The sequence below is a fragment of the Bradyrhizobium sp. ORS 285 genome, from assembly GCF_900176205.1.
Classification (GTDB): Bacteria; Pseudomonadota; Alphaproteobacteria; order Rhizobiales; family Xanthobacteraceae; genus Bradyrhizobium.
This window is the reverse complement of sequence record NZ_LT859959.1, coordinates 4087137-4107188: the sequence shown is the minus strand read 5'-3', so window position 1 is coordinate 4107188 and position 20052 is coordinate 4087137. Positions and strand designations below refer to the sequence as shown.

Here is a 20052-nt window from a genome sequence, read left to right as displayed (position 1 = left end):
GGATCGTCATTGACGATCCGGGGCTTAGCGACTGGAGGAAGGGGCGGAACTGATCCAGGTCAACTCGCGCAGGCGCCGTGATCACGATCTCGCGCGCGGCGCTGCGACGTTAGCGCACATTGTCGCGGCGCCATTTCTCCAAGTCCTTCTGGGCCTCCGCGGGCCATTTCGCATCCGCCGGCACGATCAGGAGCGGCTTGTCATTGTAGCGCATCGCCACCGCGACCCGCTTCTTCGCAGCATCCATCACCACCAGCGCCGCGGTGGTGCTACAGTTATGCAATTGGCAGGCTTCGCCGATGAAGATCTTGCCGTCGTAGCGGACCTTCCCCAGCCCGCTCAGGGTCCATTGGAGATCAGGATATCGGGCGCTCGACACTGCCGCCTTGAGAGCCTTGGCCAGCTCGGCGTATCCCAGGAGCTCCTCCGTCTTGTAGATGGCACCGCGGCTCAGCGCGTCCCATCCCTTGGCGGCGGTCTGGAATTTCAAGTCCTCGACCGGACCGAATCCGTTCGCCGTCCATGTCCAACGGTGCCCGCGGAGTGTCGACCTGGGCGCCGTCTCGAACACGATCCGATCGGGCTCGATCGTCTGTTTCACCATCGCGCAGTTATTGAGCGGCCCGTCCAGGCGAACGGGCTGGTTCGCCGTGAACCGGAGCACGAAGGGCGATTCGTCGCACGCGTTGCCGCCGTCGCTGCTCGAGCCGATCACGAAATCGGTGGCACCGATCCGGCCGTTGTTGTCGAGATCGATGATGTGCTTCGTCAGGAGCAGCTTGCCGTCGACGAACAGCTGGTCGTCATCGTCGGGCGGGACTTCCTTGATCTCGATGGTGTGACCGAACAGCTCGGTCTTGACAGGTTTTGCGAATGCAATTCCGGGAACCAGGCAGAGAACAATCAGCAGGGCACGCATGTCCAATCGGGCCTTCACTGTGAGACAGTGGTTCAAGCGAATGATTTCACCGCTGCCTGCAATAGCACCTTCAACGATTTGTCGTAAGGCGTCACAGGCGGAATGGCGCGGTCGATGTTCATGAGTTGATAGACCGCGTGCATGGCCCCGCGCACCGAATATTCGATGGTGAACACGGCATCCTCCGGCAGCTCGACGAACTGGCCGAGGAGAGCGAGGTTTTGCGAGGTCGGCGGCACCGGCAATGGCCGGTCGCCCGGGTTGCGCGGCATGAACTCGCTCATGATGTAGGGCATCCAGCACGGCACGCAGGTGGCGTCGTCGAACACCGTGAGCGGGAAGCGCAGGTGCCCGCACAGCTCCTTCAGGATCTCCGCGCCGCTGCATTCGGACATCGGCTTGGGCACGAAATTGCCGACGCGATCGGGATAGAGACCATAGCCCCAGAAGATCTGGATGGCTTCAGGCTGGTCCGGAAAATACGGCTGGGCGTACAGCACGATCGACAGAAGCCAGTTCGAATCCTTAAAGGACACGAGGGCGCCGGTGCCGGCGACGTTGCCGCTGAAGGCCTGCATCGCATCGAAAAAGCGCGCGTTCCGGCAGGTCACCGTGAACGACTCGAAGCTCGACTCCGGGATGTTGGAGTTGAAGACCGCGGGATTGCCGAATTCGGGCCGGCCGGCAGCGAGCTTCTCCCATAGGTCCCAACCGTGGCTGTCGTCCTTGGTCAGCTGCTTCGGCGGGCTGTGGTGGCTGCCGAGGCTGGTCGCGTCTGTCATCGAGCCGGCCGTGTAGAACACGAGGTCATCGGCGGCGAGATCGATGCTGCGGCTCACGCCGTCCTGCACCAGGTCGAGGCGCGTGGCGCGATGCCGGCCGTTCTCCGTCGAGAGCGCGATGTCCGTGACATCGGCGCCGCCGACGAAGTTGACGCCGTGGTCCTCGAGCCAGCGCATCAGCGGCTTCACGATCGAGTCGTTCTGATTGTAGACCGTGCGCTTGACCCCGCCGAGCGTATTCATCGTCGGGAATTCGTTCATGAAGCGGCGCATGTAGCGCCTGAACTCGACCGCGCTGTGCCACGGCTGGAAGGCGAACGCCGTCTGCCACATCAGCCAGAAATTCGTGGTGAAGAACGGCGGCGACAGCCAGTCCGAGATCAGCGAATTGCCGAGCTTGTCCTCGGAGGTTTCGGTGAGCCTGGTCATCTCAATGCGGTCCTGCATCGAGAAGCCCATGGTGGAGACGTCGACCTTGTGCCGGTTGCGATCGACCAGCCGCGCCTGCGCATGCGTGACGTGCAGCTTGTTGAACATCTCGGTTTCGCTGAGGATGTCCTCCGAGGGCTGCGAGGCGCTCGGGATGGTCGACAACAGATCCCAGGTGCATTCGTACTGCGTGGTGGTGAGCATCCGCCCGCCGCGCATCGAGTAGGAGCCGTCCGGCAACCGGGCGCCGTCCAGGCTGCCGCCGTAGAGCCGCTTCTCGAAGATGGTGATGCTCTGTCCGGGCACGCCGCCGTCCCGGATCATGAATGCTGCGCCTGAAAGTGAGCCGATGCCACCGCCGATGAAATAGGCCTTCATGATGCCGACCTGCGATTTAAAGGTTTGAAACAAAATAGGAAAAATGCCGGCAGGCGCCGCGAACCACTGGCCGTAACAAAGCCTGCCGAAGGTCATGTTACCGCAGCGGGATGAATTAGTCGTCAACAGCTTGAGGTCGTTTGTCCAGGTGCGGCGCAATGTCCCGACATTCGCGTCGGGCAGTCTCGCTGCGCTCACCGCGACGAGGCGTAGGGTGGGCAAAGGCGCGCCCACGATGCTGTTGATCGGACATGGTCCATCGCGCGCCGTGCCCACCGCGGTCCCTCGGTCGAGAATGGTGGGCACGGCGCCGCAGCAGCATCGTGCGTCGATGCAGCGGAGCAGGGCGCCTTTGCCCACCCTACGCTCTGTGCTCGCAATGACGGGCAACGAGCGAGCTACGCCAATAGCAGTCTGAAAGGCTGAGGCGTCGATTTACATAGCTACGGACCACGTCCTCAATGCCCCGCCATGTGCCGGCCGATCTCCGTCAGATCGGCTTCGTCGGCGCGGGTCTCGTAGACCAGCTGACCGTGGAACATCACCACCAGACGGTCCGACAGCTCCAGCAGCTCATCGAGGTCCTCGCTGACCAAGAGCACCGCGGCGCCGCGGTTGCGGGCGGCCATGATCTCGGCGTGGATCTGCGCGACCGCCGCGAAGTCGAGGCCGAAGCAGGGATTGGCGGCGATCAGGACCTCGACGTCATGGCCGAGCTCGCGCGCCAGCACCGCGCGCTGCACGTTGCCGCCTGACAGCGCCGAGATCGGCGTGTCCGGCGTGCGGGTCTTGATCTTGTAGCGGTTGATCTTGCTGGTCGCGTCCTTGCGGAACGCCGATTTGTTGAGCCACCAGCCGCCGCTGGCGAACGGGGCGCGGTCGAACTCCCGCAGCGCGATGTTGTCGGCGACGCTCATGCCGCCGACACAGGCATTCTTCAGCGGCTCCTCGGGCAGCAGCGACATCTTGTGCCGGCGCATCTCCTCGCGCGTGGCGGAATAGGGCGCGCCCGACACCTTGACCGCGCCGCTTTCGGCCTCGCCTTGGCCGGCCAGCACCTCGACCAGCTGGCGCTGGCCATTACCGGAGACGCCGGCGATGCCGACGATCTCCCCGGCGCGCACGGTGAGCGACAGATCGTGCACGGCGAGCCCGCCCGCATCGTCGCGCGCGACCAGCTTCTCGACCTCGAGCCGGACTTTCCCGGCCTCGCCGGTGCGCGACGGCTGCACCGTGAGCTGCTCGGCGCCGATCATCATCCGCGCCATGTCATCGGGTGTCAGCTCGGAGACCTTGCCCCGGCCCGCGAGCTTGCCTCGGCGGAGAATGGTGACCTCGTCGGCAAACGCCATCACTTCGCGGAACTTGTGGGTGATCATCAGGATGGTCAGCTCGCCGGCCTCGACCATCTTGCGCAGCATGCCCAGCACCTCGTCGGCCTCGCCGGGCGTCAGCACCGAGGTCGGCTCGTCCAGGATCAGGAAGCGGCGCTTGAGATAGAGCTGCTTGAGGATCTCGCATTTCTGCCGCTCGCCGGCGGAGATGTCCGAGACCTTGGCATCGAGCGGCACACGGAACGGCATACGCGACAGGAACGCCTGCAGCTCCTGCTTTTCTTTGGCCCAATTGACCACGGCAGGCACGTCGTCGCGCGCCAGCACCAAATTCTCCGCGACCGTCATCGCCGGCACCAGCGTGAAGTGCTGATAGACCATGCCGAGGCCGAGCGCGTGGGCGTCCTTGGGATTGCCGATGGCGCGCGCGCGTTCGGCGATCAGCACGTCTCCCTCGGTCGGGCGATAGTAGCCCATGATGCATTTGACCAGCGTCGACTTGCCGGCGCCGTTCTCGCCGAGCAGTGCGTGGAACGAGCCGGGACGCACCTTCAGCTCGACATTGTCGAGCGCGGTGAACGCGCCGAAGCGCATCGTCATCGCGATGGCCTCGACGCCGAACGCGTCCGAGGGCGTCGGATCGTCGCCGATCACGACAGCGCCTCGATCAGCGCGGAGGAGGTCGCGACCGCGCCGAACACGCCGCCCTGCATCTTGATCATCTTCAGCGCGTGGTCGTGATTGCCTTTGTCGGTGGCGCCGCAGCAGTCCGACAGCAGCACGCATTCGAAGCCGCGGTCGTTGCCCTCGCGCATCGTGGTGTGGACGCAGACATCGGTGGTGATGCCGGTCAGCACGATGTTCTGGATGCCCTTGAGGCGCAGGATCAGCTCGAGGTCGGTGGCGCAGAACGAGCCCTTGCCGGGCTTGTCGATGATGATCTCGCCGGGCAGGGGCGCGAGATCCGGAATGATCTCCCAGCCCGGTTCGCCGCGCACCAGGATGCGGCCGCACGGGCCGGGATCGCCGATGCCCGCGCCGATCTGCTGCGAGCGCCAGCGCTTGTTGGCGGGCAGGTCGGAGAGATCGGTGCGGTGGCCCTCGCGGGTGTGGATGATGCAAAAGCCCTGCGCGCGCATCACGGCGAGCAGCTTCTTGATTGGCTCGATCGGCGCGCGGGTCAGTGAGAGGTCATAACCCATCTTGTCGACATAGCCGCCGACGCCGCAGAAATCGGTCTGCATGTCGATCACGATCAGCGCCGTGTTCTCAGGACGCAGATCGCCGTTGTACGGCCAGGCATAGGGCTCGGAGCGGATGGTGCGCTGGGTCATGGTCAAACTCCCGTCAAATCGTCTGGGGCCTCATGGTTCGAGACGCGTCGCAAGGGCGACGCTCCTCACCATGAGGGTTTGGTTGGCCGGTCGCCGCGCAAAGACTCCTCATCCTGAGGAGGCCGCCGCAGGCGGCCGTCTCGAAGGATGGCCGCGCGAAGATTAGCTGCTTCAACGTCCTTCGCATCGCCGGCTTTCATCATCGGGTGATGGACAGCTCGGCCGGCGCGCCGCTGAGGGTGCGCTTCGGCGAGCAGGTGATGACCATGATGAGAAGCGTCAGGATGTAGGGCGCGGCGTTGAACAGATGATAGCCGGAGGTGACGCCGACCGATTGCAGCGCAGGTCCAAGCGCGGCAGCACCGCCGAAGGCGAGCGAGGCCCACAGGCACAGCATCGGATCCCAGCGCGCGAAGATGACGAGCGCGACCGCGGTGATGCCTTGGCCCGAGGAGAGTCCTTCGTTCCAACTGCCGGGATAGAACAGCGACAGGAACGAGCCGCCGATGCCGGCGAGAAAGCCGCCGGCCATGGTGGCGCGGAGCCGGATCGCCAGCACCGAATGCCCCATCGCGCGCGCCGCATCGGCGCTCTCGCCGGCGGTGCGGATGAGGAGACCCCAGCGCGTGGTCTTGAATGCCCAGAACAGGATTGGCGCGAGGATGACGCCGATCAGGAACAGCACGTTGATGCGCAGCGCGGCGCGCACCTGCGGCACGTCGCTCCACCAGCCGAAATCGATCGCCGGCAGCCGCGCCGCGGTCGGCTCGATCAGCGGCTTGCCGAGGAAGAAGGCGAGGCCGGTGCCGAACAGCATCAAGGAGATTCCCACCGCGACGTCGTTGACGCGCGGCAGCGAGCAGATGCCGGCATGCAGCGCGCCTAATAGCGCTCCGGTGAGGCCGGCGGCGAGCACGCCGAGCCAAGGCGAGCCCGAGAGATAGGAGATGCCATAGGCGCTCATCGCGCCCATCACCAGCGTGCCCTCCAGGCCGAGATTGATGCGGCCCGAGCGCTCGGTGATGCATTCGCCGAGACTGACGAACAGGAAGGGCGTGGAGACGCGGATGGCGCCGCCGAGCACCGCGAGCGGGACCGTCCAGAGCCCGATATTGCCGTCAGCCATGGCTCAGGACTTTCCTTTCAGAAACCCGATGCGCCCGTAGAGCGCGTCGCTCGCCAGCACCGAGATGAAGATGATCCCTTGCAGCACCAGCACGGAGGCATCGGGCAGGCCGAGCCGGCGCTGCAACAGGCCACCGGAGGCATTGATGCCGCCGAGCAGGATCGCCACGGGGACGATCGCCAGCGGATTTTGCCGCGCCAGGAACGCCACGAGAATGCCGGTGAAGCCGTAGCCGACCGCGAGGTTGGCATTAGTGCGGCCCTGCACGGCGGCAACCTCGACCATGCCGGCGAGGCCGGCACAGGCACCGGCGAGGAAGCACACGGTCAGGATCAGCTTGCCGACGGAGAGGCCGACGATCTTGGCGGCGCGGATGTTGCCGCCGGCGACGCGCGCGGCGAAGCCGAAGGTGGTGTGATAGATCAGCACGTAGGACGCGATCGCCAGGATTAGCCCGAACACCAGGCCCCAATGCACGTCGGTGCCGGGGATGGTGCCGATCATGTTGGCGGCGCCGATCTCGCGCGTCGACGGCTTGTTGAGGCTCGCCGGATCGCGCATCACGCCTTCGACGAGATGGTTGAGGATGGCGAGCGCAATGTAGACCAGCAGCAGGCTGGAGATCGTCTCATTCACTCCGCGATACTGGCGCAGTCCACCCGACAGCAAAATCCACAATCCGCCGCCGGTCATGCCGGCGATCACCATCGCGACCTGAACGACGAGCGGCGGCATGCCCTGCAGCGCCAGCGCGACCGACGTCGCCGACAGCGCGCCGATCAAGAGCGCGCCTTCGCCGCCGATGATCACCATGCCCAATTGCGCGGGCAGGGCGGTGCACAGCGCGGTCAGGATCAGCGGCGCGGCGCGGCTCAGCGTGTTCTGCCAGGAGAACCAGGTGCCGAACGCGCCGTAATACATGTACCAATAGAGATCGAGCGGGTTCTTGCCGAACAGCGCCACGAACCCACCAAATACCAGGAGCGCGGCGACCAGCGCCGCGCCCGGGATCAATATGTACTCAATGCTCGCGCCGTAGCGTTGCAGAAAACCTGCGTCGGCGGCCGGCGCGATGGCGGCCGCATCAACCGTATCGGCCGCCTCTGTTGTCACGACGTCGCTCCGATCACGCCCTCGACCAGATAGTCCATCTTCTCGAGCTCGGGATCTTTCTGGCCGCGCTCGGTGCCCGCGGTGATCACCGTGTTGCCCTTGTTGTCCTTGATCGGGCCCTTGAAGATCGTATAGCCGTCGCCGAGGAATTTGGCCTTGATCTCGTCGGCATGCTTGCGCGCCTGCTCCGAGACGGCCTCGCCGTAGGGCGACACCTTCACCAGCTCTTCCTTGAGTCCGCCGCGATAGAAGTTCGGAATGCTCTCACCGGCCGCCAGCATCTTGACGAACTTCGGATACAGCGCTTCCCAATTCCACTCGGCGCCGGTCAGATACGCCTTCGGCGCCAGCGGCGACTGGTTGACGTGATAGCCGGTCACGAAGGCGCCGCGGCGCGCCGCGTTCTCGACCATCGTCTTCGGACCGTCGACATGGCAGGTCAGCACGTCGACACCCTGGTCGATCAGGCTGTTGGTGGCCTCGGCCTCCTTGACCGGCATCGACCAGTCGCCGGTGAAGATCACCTGCGTGGTCGCCTTGGGATTGGCGAGCTGCGCGCCGAGGGTGAAGGCGTTGATATTGCGCAGCACCTGCGGGATCGGCTTTGCGGCGACGAAGCCGAGCTTGCCGCTCTTGCTGGTGTAGCCCGCGACGATGCCGGACAGATATTGCGCCTCGTCGATGTAGCCGAAATAGGACCCGGCGTTCTTCGGATCCTTCTCGCTCCACAGGCCGCCGCAGTGCTCGAAGCGCAGCTTCGGGTACTTGTTGGCCATCTTGATCATGTGCGGATTGTAGTAGCCGAACGAGGTCGGGAACAGCAGGCTGGCGCCGTCCAGATTGATCATCGACTCGATCGTCTTCTCGACCGCGTCGGTCTCCGGCACCTTCTCCTCTTCGATGACCTTCAGCCCGGGCAGCTTCTTCAGTGCGGCCGCGCCCTGCGCATGCGCCTGGTTGTAGCCGTAGTCGTCGCGCGAGCCGACATAGATGAAGCCGATCGTCGTATCGGCTGCGAAGGCCGGCCGCAGGCCCGCGGCTGCGCCGAGCGTCAGCGCCGCGCCACCCTGCAACAGATGCCGTCGTGAAATCCTGCCAAAGTCCATTGGTGTGCTCCCTCGGCGGGCTGTCGCGCCCGCGCCTCTCGGCTTCACCGTCGCGGCGCCGCCTCGGAAAGGGAGATCGCAAGCTTCGTGCCAGGGACTTTCGGTCGGGCAGAGGAGCTAAGCTACTGAAGTCACTTAGCTTTAAGATTGCTTCCAATGTGGGCAACGAGCGGCGTGAGCAAATTTTCGCCTATATTTTAATCAATCAACTTCAATTGTATGCAACGAGTTCAGGCTCGCGAGACCTTCGGAAAGTCACCCGGTATGTGCGCGCATGACGGTTGTGAGAACTTTGTTCCGAGCGCCAAGCTACTGCGAGACCGTGGGCTCTCCCCACGTCATTGCGAGCGCAGCGACGCAATCCAGGGGCTGTGGGCGGGACTCTGGATTGTTTCGCTGCGCTCGCAATGACGGAGGAAAGAGCGGCGCACACGGCAGCGAAGCCACGCTTGGCGCGGCCCGCCACGTCATGATGAAGCGCGTCGCGCTGGTCAGATCCCGAGCAGCCACACGGCGACGATGGTGCCGATCACCGCAATTCCTGAGATCGTCCAGCCTGTGACATAAGCGCCGTTGTCGGCGACGACCTGGTCGACCATCGTGTCGTGCCAGCTCTCGTCCTGCCAGTGCCCCTGTTGGTACGCCATGCGAACCTCCTCGAGCCTGCCTCCCCATGGAATATGTCGGAGGCGATCGCGCGCGGTTCAACCGGGAGATGAGTCTTTTCGGTGGTGCGTTGCAACGTCGACCGCGACATCTTCTCTGGTCTTGTCCGGCAAACGCCCTAAGCTCGGCGCGCGTTCCGCGAAGAGAACGAGCAGGTCGCCGGCTGTCGCGCCGGCCACAGGGAAGGACAGACGTCGATGAAGGATTTCGCCGGCAGGACCGCCGTGATCACCGGAGGCGGCACGGGCATGGGCCGCGAGCTCGCCCGACAGCTCGTTGCCGAGGGCTGCAACGTCGCGATGTGCGACATCTCGACCGAGGCGATGGCCGAGACCAGGCGGCTGTGCGAGGCCGATGGGCTGCCGCAGGGCCTGCGCGTCACCACGCACGTCGCCGACGTCTCGATCGAGGCGCAGCTGCAGCGTTTCCGCGATGAGCTCGCCGAGCAGCAGGCGACCGACAAGATCCATCTGCTGTTCAATAATGCCGGCATCGGCGGCGGCGGCAGCCTGTTCAGCAACAGCCGCGAGCAGTGGGAGCGCACCTTCAACATCTGCTGGGGCGGCGTCTATCTCGGCGTCCGCACCTTCCTGCCGATGCTGCTGAAGGCCGACGAGGCCCACATCGTCAACACGTCGAGCGTCAACGGCTTCTGGGCCTCGGTCGGCATGGGCGTCTCGCACACCGCCTACAGCGCCGCGAAATTCGCCGTGAAGGGTTTTACGGAAGCGCTGATCAACGATCTCCGCCTCAACGCCCCGCACATCAAATGCTCGGTGGTGATGCCCGGCCACATCGGCACCTCGATCGTCTCGAACTCACGCAAGGTGCAGAGCGGCGGCGCCTCCGACGAGCTCAGCGAGACCGAGCTCGCCCAGGCCCGCCAGCGCATGAAGGGCATGGGCATCGACGTCTCAGCGATGAGCGATCAGGACATCCAGAACGCCGCCCGCGAACGCGCCCGCAGCTTCCTCGAGGATGCGCCGACGACGGCCGCACAGGCGGCGAAGATCATCCTCGAGGGCGTGAAGGCCGAGCAATGGCGCATCCTGGTCGGCGAGGACGCCAAGCTGCTCGACATGCGCGTGCGGCAATCCCCGGAGCAGGCCTACGAGCCGGAGTTCTTCCAGCGGTTTGCCCAGGAGGCGGGGTGGAAGCTGGGGTAGGGATACCTGTTAGTTGTGGACATCGCTCGTACGGCCCGGACAGTGAGCTCCCCTCCCCCTTGCGGGGAGGGGTCGGGGGTGGGGGTCCACGAGTCCCGCTGCTAGTGAGATCGAACGCCATGGATGACGCCCGACGATCTTTCGCGCAGCGTATGCGCGCCGAGCCCACTGACGCCGAGAGAGTCCTCTGGCAACATCTTCGCCACGACCTCAAGCTGGCCGGCTCTCACTTCCGTCGTCAGGCGCAGATTGGTCCCTTCATCGTCGACTTCGTCAGTCGCAAAGCAAAACTGGTAATCGAAGTCGATGGTGGCCAGCATGATTGGCGGAAAGAAGAAGACGCTGCTCGCACCAAGCAAATCGAAGCTGCTGGTTATCGCGTTCTTCGATTCTGGAACAACGACGTGCTTGGCAACATTGAAGGCGGGCTTCACGAAATTCAGTGCGCGTGGACCCCCACCCCCGACCCCTCCCCGCAAGGGGGAGGGGAGACGAGACGGCCGCGCCGTCCCCGCAGAACACGGAGACCGAGCAAAGCGTGATCGCGTGCGTACAAGCCGATAGGCTTGTGGGTTTAAGCTGTCGTTCTCTTCTACCGCGACGACGCCACCCGATACGCCATCCGCGTATGGCTCGGGCAATACGGCAAGCCCTCGATCGGCTTCGAGCCGCAGAAGCAGAAATCGTCCGCGCCGGGCGTGGAGATCGGCCAGCGGCAGCGTTCCTTGGAGAGTTCGAACAGCGAGCAGCCGTTCTCGACCGGGCCGGCCGGCGGCTCCTCGATCACGATCGGCGGCGGATCGTTGGGCACCGCGCGCAGGATGCGGCGGCGCAGTTTCGGCACGGGGCGGCGGGCGCCGTCGCGGGCGTTGTCCCGGACCATGCGCCTGGTGTCGCCGCCATTGTCGCGCGTCAGCGCGAGGCGGGAGATCTTGCCGATCACGGCATTGCGGCTGACGCCGAGCTCGGCGGCGATCTCTCGGCAGGTCAGCCCGGCCTCAAAGTGCTGCTTCAGGGCCTGGAGCCGTTCCTCGGTCCAGGTGGGTTGGGTCTGTCGTTCGGCGGGCATTGTGTCGCTTCCAAGTTTGATCCGTCCTGGATCGTCCTGGCCGACGGCTGCACCCGAAACTGTCTCCGCTTACGTGTCCCTGTTACGCCCGTCCGTTGTCGCGAATCGACAGCAGCCCGTCCTTGATGGCGAGCCGGATGCCTTCTTCGATCAACGTTCTGCAGACACCCGGAACGCTGGTGCCGTGGGTGCCCTGTTTCACGAGCTTTTCGAGATAGCCAATGGTGGCCAGGGCCAGGGTTACGGGGATGCGGTCAGTCTCGGCTTTTTCCGTCGCCATGCCCAAAAGCTAGTCCGTAACCGGTGTACAGAAAAGTAACTTTTTAGACTCTATTAGGAATCCAATGGGTTGTACAGCCACTTGGGGATAAGTGGTTAAGGCATTGAATTTTAAAGAAATGTGACGAATCCGACGGGGCGCGGCGATGACTCTCCGCGCGCTCGGCGAGTCCCGGCCCGGAATGGTACGGTGCACGAGCGGGTGGAGGGGATTCGCACTGCAACCGGCGGGACTCCTCCGATGGCTGGTCCCCAGCCAATCGAACGTGTGTTGCGATGGTTCCCGGCGCCGCGCGCCCCCGGCCGGCCTGGCGGCGGCGACGCCGAACGACGATTTCTACGATTCAGAAAATAACGCTTTCGTTTTTCCGGAAATCGTGCTTTACTCCGCGTATCCCGCCTCACTCGGAAGGGGCGTAGCGCGCGATCGTCACGACACGCGAGGCGGGGATGCGATGGCCGCGATGGAGCCGCAGCGTGTTCTCACGGATGCGCGGACGAACGGCTGATTGCGGACGCAAAAGCGTGTGGTCCTGGCGCCCCGAAGCTGGCGCCAAATCAGCGGGCGATGATCCCGCTGACGACGGTGGCTATTAAGCCGGACACCGGGGAGAGCGCGCCATAAGCGTGAAAACCATCGCGCAGGGAAGGCCGGGCGTTCTCGGCTGCACCTGTGGTACCTGCCGCCTGCATTTTTTCTCGCAGGCGGGCCGCAGGCGTCAGCCGACGCCTGGCCTTCCCTGCGCCCTCCGATGTTTCAGAGGGCGGAAGTTGCAGCATGACTCGGGCAGGATTGTCGCGAGACCGCGGATGTGTGTTCGCGCGCGTCTCCACTCGTGTCGGTGGGTTGCTCCGCTCGCGCCTCACACTCCGCCGTCGTCCCGGGCTTGACCCGGGACCCATAACCCCAGGGAGCAGTTGGCTTGCGCAGGTCCGGCCCCCTCGTGTCACCACATCCGCCGGTGGCTATGGGTCCCGGGTCAAGCCCCGGACGACCGCCGTGTGTGTGGCGCTACCGTGCGCTCCCGACGCAAAACTCAGCCGTGCACGACCGACTTAGCGATCATGCAGTGAATGCCCTTGGAGCCGTTGACCGTCTGCGTCACCCGCAGGTCCGCCGCGAGGCTGCACAGCGTATACGCATCCTCGCGCGACAGATTGCGCTTCTCGCCGAGCAGCACGATCATGTCGCGCAGCGCCTTCACCACGCATTGGTCGAGATCCGGGTCCATCGCCATCGTCATGTAGTGCGTGGGCGTCTCCGCACGCGGATAGTCGAATGTCAGATCCTTGCGTACGGTGAGACGGAAGCGGCCCTGCAATGCGGTCTCGATCGCGGTCACGCAGACCTCGCCGTCGCCCTGCACGCCATGGCCGTCGCCGCAGGAGAACAGTGCCCCCGGCACGAACACCGGCAGATACAGTTTAGCGCCGGCGCCCAGCTCCTTGTTGTCGAGATTGCCGCCCATCGCGCGCGGGATCAGGGAGGTGATGCGGCCCCAGGCCGGCGGCGGCGCCGTGCCCATCACGCCGAAGAACGGCGCCAGCGGCAACTCCAGGCCCCACGGCATCTTGCCGACCATGCGCTCGCGATCGAGCGGGATGTTCATCAGCCGGCTCTCGTGGAAATCGTCGGGCAGGGTGCCGGCCAGTGGCCGGATGAAATTGTAGCCCCAATCCTGCCGCAGCTGAACGTCGAGGATCTCGACTTCCAGCACGTCGCCGACCTCGGCGCCGCGCACCGCGACCGGCCCGGTCAGGATATGGCCCGGCACCATGCGCTCGCTGCGCGCGTGCACATCGAACAGCTCCGGCGGCACGTGGAATTTGCTGGTATCCGGCACCACGTCGGGCCCGCCGCTGATCGAATCGATCGTGACCTCGTCACCGCTGTCGACCGTCAGCACGGGCTTCAGCCGGGATTCGAAGAAGCCCCAATGGCAGGTCTCGGGGCTGGCGTGCAGATGATGATGGGCCATGGTGCTCTCATTCGTGCCGGTTCGGCGAAGAGCATAGCCCATCACGTCGCGTTCGCAGAGAGATGGCAACGCATGGCGGCTGTCGTGTATGAGGGCAGCCGTTGTCTCTCACCGCGCGCCGGAGCCAGGAATGTTCTTTGTGTTGTCGAAGACGCTCGGCCTCTTGGCGTTGCCGACCAATTTCATGATCGCGCTGGGCCTCATCGGCGCTCTCCTGATGCTGACGCGGTTTGCCCGGGCGGGACGCAGGCTGGTGGTGTCGGCGATGCTGCTGCTGGCGATCGTCGGGCTGACGCCGCTCGGCAGCCTGATGCTGTCTCCGCTGGAAAGCCGCTTCCCGAAATGGGACCCGGCGAAGGGCCCGCCGGACGGCATCATTGTGCTCGGAGGTCCCGTCGATTCCGATCTCTCCGTCATGTACGGCATGCCGGTGACGGTCGCGGGCGCCGACCGGGTGATCCAGGCTGCGGTGCTGGCGCGGCGCTATCCGAATGCGCGAATCCTGTTCACCGGCGGCAGCGCCAACCTGATTGCGACGGAAGCCAAGGAAGCCGACGTCGGCGCCGAAATCCTGCTGAGCCTCGGCGTGCCCAAGGAGCGCTTGCTGCTGGAGCGGCAGTCGCGCAACACCTACGAGAATGCGATCTTCTCCAAGGCAATGATCTCCCCGAAGCCCGGCGAGCGCTGGCTCCTGGTCACCTCGGCCTATCACATGCCGCGTTCGATCGGCCTGTTCCGCAAAGCCGGCTTCCCGGTCGAGCCCTATCCGGTGGACTGGCGCGTCGGCCGCGTGCTCGATGTCGACGGCATCTCGCTGCTCGGCCTGCGCCGCGCCGACATTGCCGTGCGCGAATGGGTGGGGCTTTTGGCCTACCGCCTGCGCGGCCGCACCGACGATCTGTTTCCCGGCCCGACCTAAGGCGTTGGTGTGAAGGCGGCCGCCTTCGCCGCCAGCTCGCCGCGCACGCGCGCGACCACCGGCTCGAAGCGGCAGCCGGCATCCTGCCGGAACAGCCGTGCGCTCGGATACCACGGACTGTCATCGCGATCCCGCAGCCAGCGCCAATCGGCGGCATAGGGCAGCATGATCCAGGTCGGCCGTCCCAAGGTCGCGGCGAGATGCGCGGCGCTGGTGCAGACGGTCACGACGACGTCGAGACACGACATCAGAGCCGCCGTCTCCGCAAAGTCGGAGAGATCAGCGGTGACGTCGCGGATGCCGCTCTGCTGCGCGAGGAGCGCCTTGTCCGCCGGCCGCAGCTCCTTTTGCAGGCTGATGAAGTCCGCCTCGACATCGAGCAGCGGCAGCAGGGTCGACAGCGGCATCGAGCGGTTGCCGTCATTGGCCTGGTGCGGGTTGCCGGACCAGACGAGGCCGACGCGCAGCCGGTCGTGCCATCCCAGCCGCTGCTCCCAGACCGCGACGCGGTCGGCCGGGGGAGGTGGCAGATAGTCGGCGGGCGGAATGGTGGCGAGCGTGGTGCCGAAGGCGAGCGGCAGGCTCATGATCGGGCAATGCATGTCGAACGCCGGCCGCTGCAGGTCCGGCGTGAAGGCGAGACATTGCGAGACCCCGTCAATTCCGGCCATCAGCCGCTGCAGCGGCTCGCGCACCACCAGGATCACCTTGCCGCCGCGCGCCGCGACCATCGGCAGATAGCGTGCGAACTGGATGTTGTCGCCAAAACCCTCGTCCTCCTCGATCAGGATGGTCTGGCCGGCGATCTCCTCCTTCCCCAGCCATTTCGGCTGGGCGAAGCGCGGATAGTCGGGCGAGAAATCCGGCATTTTCCAGCGCGCCTCGCGATGTGCCCAGCCGGCTTCGTAGTCGCCGCATTGCAGCTCGACATGGGCGAGCTGCCACTCAGCCTTGGCGTTGTCGGGCTCGATCGCGAGGATCTCGCGATAGATCGCAGCCGCCTCCTCGAAGCGCAACAGCTGCAGCAGCGCAAAGCCCTTGTTGTGCAGCACGTCCACCAAGCCCGGCCGCAGCGCCAGCGCTTTGTCGAACCAGGCCAGAGCCTCTGCGCTGCGGCCGAGACAGACGAGGGCATCGCCGAGATTGTTGCAGACGAGGGGATCCGTCGGCGCGAGCGTTTGAGCGCGCTGGCAATCGGCCAGATAGTCGTCGTAACGCTTCATCTGGCGGGCGCAGCGGGCGCGCATCTGCAGCGATTGGAGGTCGTCAGGCTGCTGGGTCAGGCAGACCGTGAAAGCCTGAACGGCTTCCTGATAACGCTGCTCCCCATGCAGCAGCAGGCCGCTCTGGAACGCGGCCTCCCGGTGGACGGGATTGATGGACAGCGCGTGCTGATAGCTCAGCAGCGCTTCGGCGCTGCGGTTCTGCGCCAGCAGCACGCCGCCCATGTGCTTCCACAATTCGGCATCATCGGGCTTGAGCTGGATCGCCTTGTCGAAAACCGCGAGCGCATCGTCGAGCCGGCCCATCTGTTTCAGCGTGAAGCCGAGGCTGGTGAGATAGTCGATCTTCGGGCTTTGCCGGATCGCCCGCGAGAACCACGCCACGGCATGGTCGTGCTGGCCCGTCTGCAGCGCGATGATGCCCATCAGCGCGAGGCTGTCGGCATGGTTCGGGTCGGCCGCCAGCGCCTGCTCGCAGGACATCTGCGCGTCGAGCATACGGCCGCCGCCGAGGTGTTGCAGACCGGCCTCGTAGAGCGAGGCCGACAGCGGCGCCGCCGCCGTCGGGCCGGGCTTCGCGCTCATCGCGCCTTTGTTCCGGTCACTGCGGCTCATCGCTCGATCCTGTCTGGGGATCGAAAATTCATAAGTGATTCCCGGGGGATCGAGAAGGATCATGGTAGGGTAGGCGAACCAGGACGGCGGAGGGGCTGGCCTCCCGGGCTGCGAGCGTCTAACAAGCGCCCCGAAGTCGAACCAGGCCTTGCCATGACACGTGACGCGGGCTCGGATCGCGGAGCAGAGAGGGAAGCGCCACATGCAACAGCCGAACGCCTCCGAACGGCTCGATCTGGCGGCGATGGTGGCCGACCTCAACGCTCTGCTGCGGCTGAAGACCACCGTGATCGGCATCAAGATGTTCGCCGGCGTCGCCGACATGGAGGCGGTGGAGAAGATCCGCCGGCCCAATGCGGTGCACACCACCGACCAGATCGTCAGCATGGCCGCGCGGCTCGGCTGGACCGTCGGCATCACCGGCGACGACCTCGTCGGCGCGCAGTGCCGCGCCGTGATCGGGCTCGGCCCGCAGGACGAGACGTGGCTCAAGGGTGAAGGCTATGTCGGCGTCTGGCATGGCACCGCGGAGGACGCGCGCAAGCGGCAGGAGGCGCTCGACGTGGTGCCGTTCGGCCGCTACCAAGCAATGGCCGTCAGCCCGCTGGCGAGCGGCCGGCTCGATCCGCCGGACATCTGCCTCGTCTATGCCACGCCGGGCCAGATGATCATCCTGATCAACGGTCTGCAATATGTCGGCTACAAGAAGTTCGAATGGGGCGTCGTCGGCGAGACCGCTTGCGCCGATTCCTGGGGCCGTGCGCTGAAGACCGGCGAGCCCAGCCTGTCGCTGCCCTGCTTCGCCGAGCGCCGCTATGGCGGCGTGCCCGACGAGGAGATGCTGATGGCCTTGAAGCCGGCCGATCTGGCCAAGGCGATCGCCGGCATGAAGCAACTCGCCAAGAACGGCCTGCGCTATCCGATCGCGCCCTATGGCATCCAGAACGACGTCCGCGCGGGCATGAGCGTGTCGTACGGGAAGAAGTAAATGAACGTCATTGCGAGCGTAGCGAAGCAATCCAGAGGCTCAGCGACAGTCTGGATTGCTTCGTCGCAAGGGCTCCTCGCAATGACGGAGCAACAGATTTGCAGTTGATCGCTAGGAAACAAGAATGACGTCATCCAAATTCGACCTCGTCGTCTACGGCGCCACGGGCTTCACGGGCAAGCTCGTCGCTGATTATCTCGCCACGCAGTATCGCGGCGACAGCTCGCTGCGCTGGGCGATGGCCGGCCGCAGTCTCGACAAGCTCGCCGCGGTCCGTGACGAAATTGGCGCGCCGGCGGATACGCCGCTGATCGCAGCCGATGCGTCCAATCCGGAGTCGCTGAAGGCGATGGTGGCGCAGACCAGGCTGGTGCTGACCACCGTCGGTCCGTATCAGCTCTATGGCAACGAGCTCGTCGCGCTCTGCGCCGAAGCCGGCACCGACTATGTGGACCTCTGCGGCGAGCCGGTGTGGATGCGGCAGATGATCGACAAGCATCAAGCGACCGCGGAGAAAAGCGGCGCCCGCATCGTGTTCTCGTGCGGCTTCGATTCCGTGCCGTTCGAGCTCGGCGTCTACTTCGTGCAGCAGCAGGCGAAAAAGGTGCTCGGCGCGCCGGCCGCCCGCGTCAAGGGCCGCGTCCGCGGCATGAGCGGCACGCTGTCGGGCGGCACCGCCGCGAGCGCCAAGGCGACGTTCGATGCGGTCGCCAAGGATCTCAGCCTGGTCTCGATCCTGAAGGATTTCTTCGCGCTGACGCCGGGCTTCAAGGGCCCGAAGCAGCCGGCCGGCAACAAGCCGGTCTATGAGGAGGACCTGCAGTCCTGGGCGGCGCCGTTCATGATGGCGCTGATCAACACCCGCAACGTTCACCGCTCCAACATGCTGATGGGTTTCCCCTACGGCCAGGACTTCGTCTACGACGAGATGGTGCTGACCGGCCAGGGCGAGAAGGGCGAGGCCAACGCCAAGAAGGTGATGGCCGCGAATGCCGAGAAGACCGGACCGAACGCGCCGAAGCCGGGCGAGGGCCCCTCGAAGGAGGAGCGCGACAATGGCTACTACAACCTCCTCTTTGTCGCGATCGCCCCCGATGGTCGCCAGGTCCGCGCCACCGTCAAGGGCGACCGCGATCCCGGCTACGGCTCGACCTCGAAGATGATCTCTGAATGTGCCGTTGGCCTGCTGCGCGACGGTGCCAGTGTGAAGGGCGGCTTCTGGACTCCGGGCGCAGCGCTGCAGGACAGCCTGATCAAGCGGCTGGTCGACAATGCCGGGCTGACGTTCACGGCGGAGGATTAGGAGACCGCGTGCGAGCCGGTCTCTGCGGATCGGCTCGCTGCCTGATGGGCGCGGGTGGCGGCGATCATGCCCCACATCGTGCCGAGCATCAGGAAGAAGTGCCGCCAATGGTCGGTGTCGATGATGAAGCTTTCGCCGACGGTGCCGAGGAAGGCGGAGAACACGGCGATATAGGTGCGCTGCCACGGCACGCGCACGAACAGATAGCGGAAGCCGAGAATGACAGTTGTGAAGACGAGCGCAGGATAGCAGATGCCGGACAGCCAGCCCCCTGACATGAAGGCGTTCAGATAGGAATTGTGGGTGTCCTCGGGGAAGTAGTTGTGGAACTGCAGCGGTCCGATCCCGAACGGCAGATCGAGTGCCATGTCGGCGCCGAGGATGTGGCGGCCGAACCGGCCGAAGCGGCCCTCGTCATAGCTCTGGTCGAAGCTCGCCCGCTGCTTGAACATGTCGGCGATGGCGTCGATGGAGAGCAGAACGCCGATCAGGAGCATGCCCACCACGGCGGCCGCGAGCGTCATGACGATGATGCGCGAGCGTTCACTCCGCGTCTTGCTGGTGAGCACCATCAACACCAGCATGAAGGCGGCGGTGAGCACGAGGCCGCCCCAGGCCGCCCGGGAAAAGGCGAGCAGGATGGCAAGCGCCATGATGCCGAGCGCGAAGCTGGCGCGCAAGGTTGCGGCGAGGCGGGCGGTAACGACATTCTGCAGCGCGAGCAGTGCCGGCAGGATCAGGAACGCGCCGAGCACGTTCGGGTCCTTGAACGTGCCGCGCGCACGGCCATACAGTGTGAGGAGGTCGTAGCCGCCCGGTACGAGATGAAAATAGCCGGCCACACCGGCAAGACCGGCGATCGCGCCGCCCATCACGAGGCCGCGCCGGAGCATGTCGAGCCGCGCCGCGGTGTCTTCGGCGGTGACCATGGCCAGCAGCATGGCTGTGACCGCCATGTACCAGGAGGTTGCGATCCAGCTCGCGATCTTGGAATCGTCCAGCAGCGGAACGGCGCTGATCGTGTAGCCGAGATTGACCAGGAAGAGGAGCAGAAGAAGAGGCAGGAAGACCGCGCGCAGCCTGATTCCGCTGGCGACGAACACCGCGGCGGAGGCGAGTGTCACCAGCTCATAGGGGCTCGGTTCGATGAAGACGATCGCGCCGGAGACTCCGATCAGCCAGACAAGCACGCGCTGCAGGCCGATCACGCCCGGAGGAGCGATCGGCCTCGACGCAAACTCTCCGGCTGCCGCCGTGTACGCCATCACGAACTCACACTCATACGCAACGCGTGGCGGGACCGATCCAACAAACACACGAAGCG

18 protein-coding genes are annotated in these 20052 nt (G+C 65.2%); 5 read left to right on the top strand and 13 right to left on the bottom strand.

Features of this window, described 5'->3' with window-relative positions:
- Positions 1-109: 109 nt before the first annotated feature.
- The 8 genes from BRAD285_RS18510 to BRAD285_RS35830 form a co-directional block, all read right to left on the bottom strand.
- Complete coding sequence (locus BRAD285_RS18510) at positions 110-919, bottom strand: hypothetical protein (protein ID WP_035646981.1); 810 nt, start codon at positions 917-919, stop codon at positions 110-112.
- A 32-nt stretch (positions 920-951) separates the two neighbouring features.
- The gene (locus BRAD285_RS18505; protein ID WP_006612796.1) at positions 952-2508 is read right to left on the bottom strand and encodes an oleate hydratase; all 1557 of its coding nucleotides are present in this window, start codon (positions 2506-2508) and stop codon (positions 952-954) included.
- 458 nt (positions 2509-2966) lie between these two features.
- Positions 2967-4442 (bottom strand): ABC transporter ATP-binding protein, encoded by a 1476-nt coding sequence (locus BRAD285_RS18500; RefSeq protein WP_085962830.1) that lies wholly within the window; start codon positions 4440-4442, stop codon positions 2967-2969.
- A 50-nt stretch (positions 4443-4492) separates the two neighbouring features.
- Complete coding sequence (locus tag BRAD285_RS18495; RefSeq protein WP_006612798.1) at positions 4493-5176, bottom strand: cysteine hydrolase family protein; 684 nt, start codon at positions 5174-5176, stop codon at positions 4493-4495.
- Positions 5177-5375: 199 nt separating this feature from the next.
- Positions 5376-6302 carry an ABC transporter permease gene (locus BRAD285_RS18490; protein WP_006612799.1) on the bottom strand — a complete coding sequence of 309 codons (927 nt, stop codon included), beginning with the start codon at positions 6300-6302 and terminating at the stop codon, positions 5376-5378.
- 3 nt (positions 6303-6305) lie between these two features.
- Positions 6306-7415 carry an ABC transporter permease gene (locus BRAD285_RS18485; protein WP_006612800.1) on the bottom strand — a complete coding sequence of 370 codons (1110 nt, stop codon included), beginning with the start codon at positions 7413-7415 and terminating at the stop codon, positions 6306-6308.
- The gene (locus BRAD285_RS18480; protein ID WP_006612801.1) at positions 7412-8521 is read right to left on the bottom strand and encodes a BMP family ABC transporter substrate-binding protein; all 1110 of its coding nucleotides are present in this window, start codon (positions 8519-8521) and stop codon (positions 7412-7414) included. Before BRAD285_RS18480 ends, BRAD285_RS18485 begins: the two co-directional genes overlap by 4 nt.
- 491 nt (positions 8522-9012) lie before the next feature.
- Positions 9013-9168 (bottom strand): hypothetical protein, encoded by a 156-nt coding sequence (locus BRAD285_RS35830; RefSeq protein ID WP_006612802.1) that lies wholly within the window; start codon positions 9166-9168, stop codon positions 9013-9015.
- A gap of 216 nt (positions 9169-9384) precedes the next feature.
- Here BRAD285_RS35830 and BRAD285_RS18475 point away from each other — a divergent pair, with 216 nt between their 5' ends.
- Together BRAD285_RS18475 and BRAD285_RS18470 are read left to right on the top strand one after the other, a co-directional pair.
- On the top strand, positions 9385-10353 hold the full coding sequence (locus tag BRAD285_RS18475) for an SDR family NAD(P)-dependent oxidoreductase (RefSeq protein WP_035646984.1): 969 nt from the start codon (positions 9385-9387) through the stop codon (positions 10351-10353).
- A gap of 119 nt (positions 10354-10472) precedes the next feature.
- The gene (locus BRAD285_RS18470; RefSeq protein ID WP_087877658.1) at positions 10473-10895 is read left to right on the top strand and encodes a DUF559 domain-containing protein; all 423 of its coding nucleotides are present in this window, start codon (positions 10473-10475) and stop codon (positions 10893-10895) included.
- Positions 10896-10945: 50 nt separating this feature from the next.
- On the opposite strand, the gene BRAD285_RS18465 is transcribed toward BRAD285_RS18470, so the two are convergent.
- The 3 genes from BRAD285_RS18465 to BRAD285_RS18450 all read right to left on the bottom strand — a co-directional run bounded on the left by BRAD285_RS18465 (position 10946) and on the right by BRAD285_RS18450 (position 13680).
- Positions 10946-11422, bottom strand: a complete 477-nt coding sequence (locus tag BRAD285_RS18465; protein ID WP_006614937.1) for a GcrA family cell cycle regulator — start codon at positions 11420-11422, stop codon at positions 10946-10948.
- An 82-nt stretch (positions 11423-11504) separates the two neighbouring features.
- Entirely contained in the window at positions 11505-11702 is a 198-nt protein-coding gene (locus BRAD285_RS18460) for a hypothetical protein (protein ID WP_006614936.1), read from the bottom strand.
- Positions 11703-12738: 1036 nt separating this feature from the next.
- A complete protein-coding gene (locus tag BRAD285_RS18450; RefSeq protein ID WP_006611064.1) occupies positions 12739-13680 on the bottom strand; it encodes an acetamidase/formamidase family protein in 942 nt (313 codons plus the stop codon).
- 130 nt (positions 13681-13810) lie between these two features.
- Here BRAD285_RS18450 and BRAD285_RS18445 point away from each other — a divergent pair, with 130 nt between their 5' ends.
- Complete coding sequence (locus BRAD285_RS18445; protein ID WP_006611063.1) at positions 13811-14599, top strand: YdcF family protein; 789 nt, start codon at positions 13811-13813, stop codon at positions 14597-14599.
- Here BRAD285_RS18445 and BRAD285_RS18440 read toward each other — a convergent pair.
- The gene (locus tag BRAD285_RS18440; protein ID WP_006611062.1) at positions 14596-16437 is read right to left on the bottom strand and encodes a tetratricopeptide repeat protein; all 1842 of its coding nucleotides are present in this window, start codon (positions 16435-16437) and stop codon (positions 14596-14598) included. The genes BRAD285_RS18445 and BRAD285_RS18440 overlap by 4 nt on opposite strands.
- A 202-nt stretch (positions 16438-16639) precedes the next feature.
- On the opposite strand from BRAD285_RS18440, the gene BRAD285_RS18435 reads away from it, so the two are divergent.
- A complete protein-coding gene (locus BRAD285_RS18435) occupies positions 16640-17425 on the top strand; it encodes a DUF169 domain-containing protein (protein WP_006611061.1) in 786 nt (261 codons plus the stop codon).
- A gap of 124 nt (positions 17426-17549) precedes the next feature.
- Entirely contained in the window at positions 17550-18728 is a 1179-nt protein-coding gene (locus BRAD285_RS18430; RefSeq protein ID WP_006611060.1) for a trans-acting enoyl reductase family protein, read from the top strand.
- On the opposite strand, the gene BRAD285_RS18425 is transcribed toward BRAD285_RS18430, so the two are convergent.
- On the bottom strand, positions 18725-19993 hold the full coding sequence (locus BRAD285_RS18425; protein ID WP_006611059.1) for an O-antigen ligase: 1269 nt from the start codon (positions 19991-19993) through the stop codon (positions 18725-18727). The two genes, BRAD285_RS18430 and BRAD285_RS18425, sit on opposite strands and share 4 nt — an antisense overlap.
- Positions 19994-20052: the final 59 nt, after the last annotated feature.

Excerpts from the sequence above, each read along its gene's own strand:
- BRAD285_RS18475 (WP_035646984.1), top strand. The coding sequence starts at position 9,385 with ATGAAGGATTTCGCCGGCAGGACCGCCGTGATCACCGGAGGCGGCACG.
- BRAD285_RS18480 (WP_006612801.1), bottom strand. The coding sequence starts at position 8,521 with ATGGACTTTGGCAGGATTTCACGACGGCATCTGTTGCAGGGTGGCGCG.
- BRAD285_RS18470 (WP_087877658.1), top strand. The coding sequence starts at position 10,473 with ATGGATGACGCCCGACGATCTTTCGCGCAGCGTATGCGCGCCGAGCCC.
- BRAD285_RS18430 (WP_006611060.1), top strand. The coding sequence starts at position 17,550 with ATGACGTCATCCAAATTCGACCTCGTCGTCTACGGCGCCACGGGCTTC.
- BRAD285_RS18510 (WP_035646981.1), bottom strand. The coding sequence starts at position 919 with ATGCGTGCCCTGCTGATTGTTCTCTGCCTGGTTCCCGGAATTGCATTC.
- BRAD285_RS18460 (WP_006614936.1), bottom strand. The coding sequence starts at position 11,702 with ATGGCGACGGAAAAAGCCGAGACTGACCGCATCCCCGTAACCCTGGCC.
- BRAD285_RS18445 (WP_006611063.1), top strand. The coding sequence starts at position 13,811 with ATGTTCTTTGTGTTGTCGAAGACGCTCGGCCTCTTGGCGTTGCCGACC.
- BRAD285_RS35830 (WP_006612802.1), bottom strand. The coding sequence starts at position 9,168 with ATGGCGTACCAACAGGGGCACTGGCAGGACGAGAGCTGGCACGACACG.
- BRAD285_RS18500 (WP_085962830.1), bottom strand. The coding sequence starts at position 4,442 with ATGACGATGCGCTTCGGCGCGTTCACCGCGCTCGACAATGTCGAGCTG.
- BRAD285_RS18450 (WP_006611064.1), bottom strand. The coding sequence starts at position 13,680 with ATGGCCCATCATCATCTGCACGCCAGCCCCGAGACCTGCCATTGGGGC.
- BRAD285_RS18435 (WP_006611061.1), top strand. The coding sequence starts at position 16,640 with ATGCAACAGCCGAACGCCTCCGAACGGCTCGATCTGGCGGCGATGGTG.
- BRAD285_RS18425 (WP_006611059.1), bottom strand. The coding sequence starts at position 19,993 with ATGGCGTACACGGCGGCAGCCGGAGAGTTTGCGTCGAGGCCGATCGCT.
- BRAD285_RS18495 (WP_006612798.1), bottom strand. The coding sequence starts at position 5,176 with ATGACCCAGCGCACCATCCGCTCCGAGCCCTATGCCTGGCCGTACAAC.
- BRAD285_RS18440 (WP_006611062.1), bottom strand. The coding sequence starts at position 16,437 with ATGAGCCGCAGTGACCGGAACAAAGGCGCGATGAGCGCGAAGCCCGGC.
- BRAD285_RS18490 (WP_006612799.1), bottom strand. The coding sequence starts at position 6,302 with ATGGCTGACGGCAATATCGGGCTCTGGACGGTCCCGCTCGCGGTGCTC.
- BRAD285_RS18465 (WP_006614937.1), bottom strand. The coding sequence starts at position 11,422 with ATGCCCGCCGAACGACAGACCCAACCCACCTGGACCGAGGAACGGCTC.
- BRAD285_RS18505 (WP_006612796.1), bottom strand. The coding sequence starts at position 2,508 with ATGAAGGCCTATTTCATCGGCGGTGGCATCGGCTCACTTTCAGGCGCA.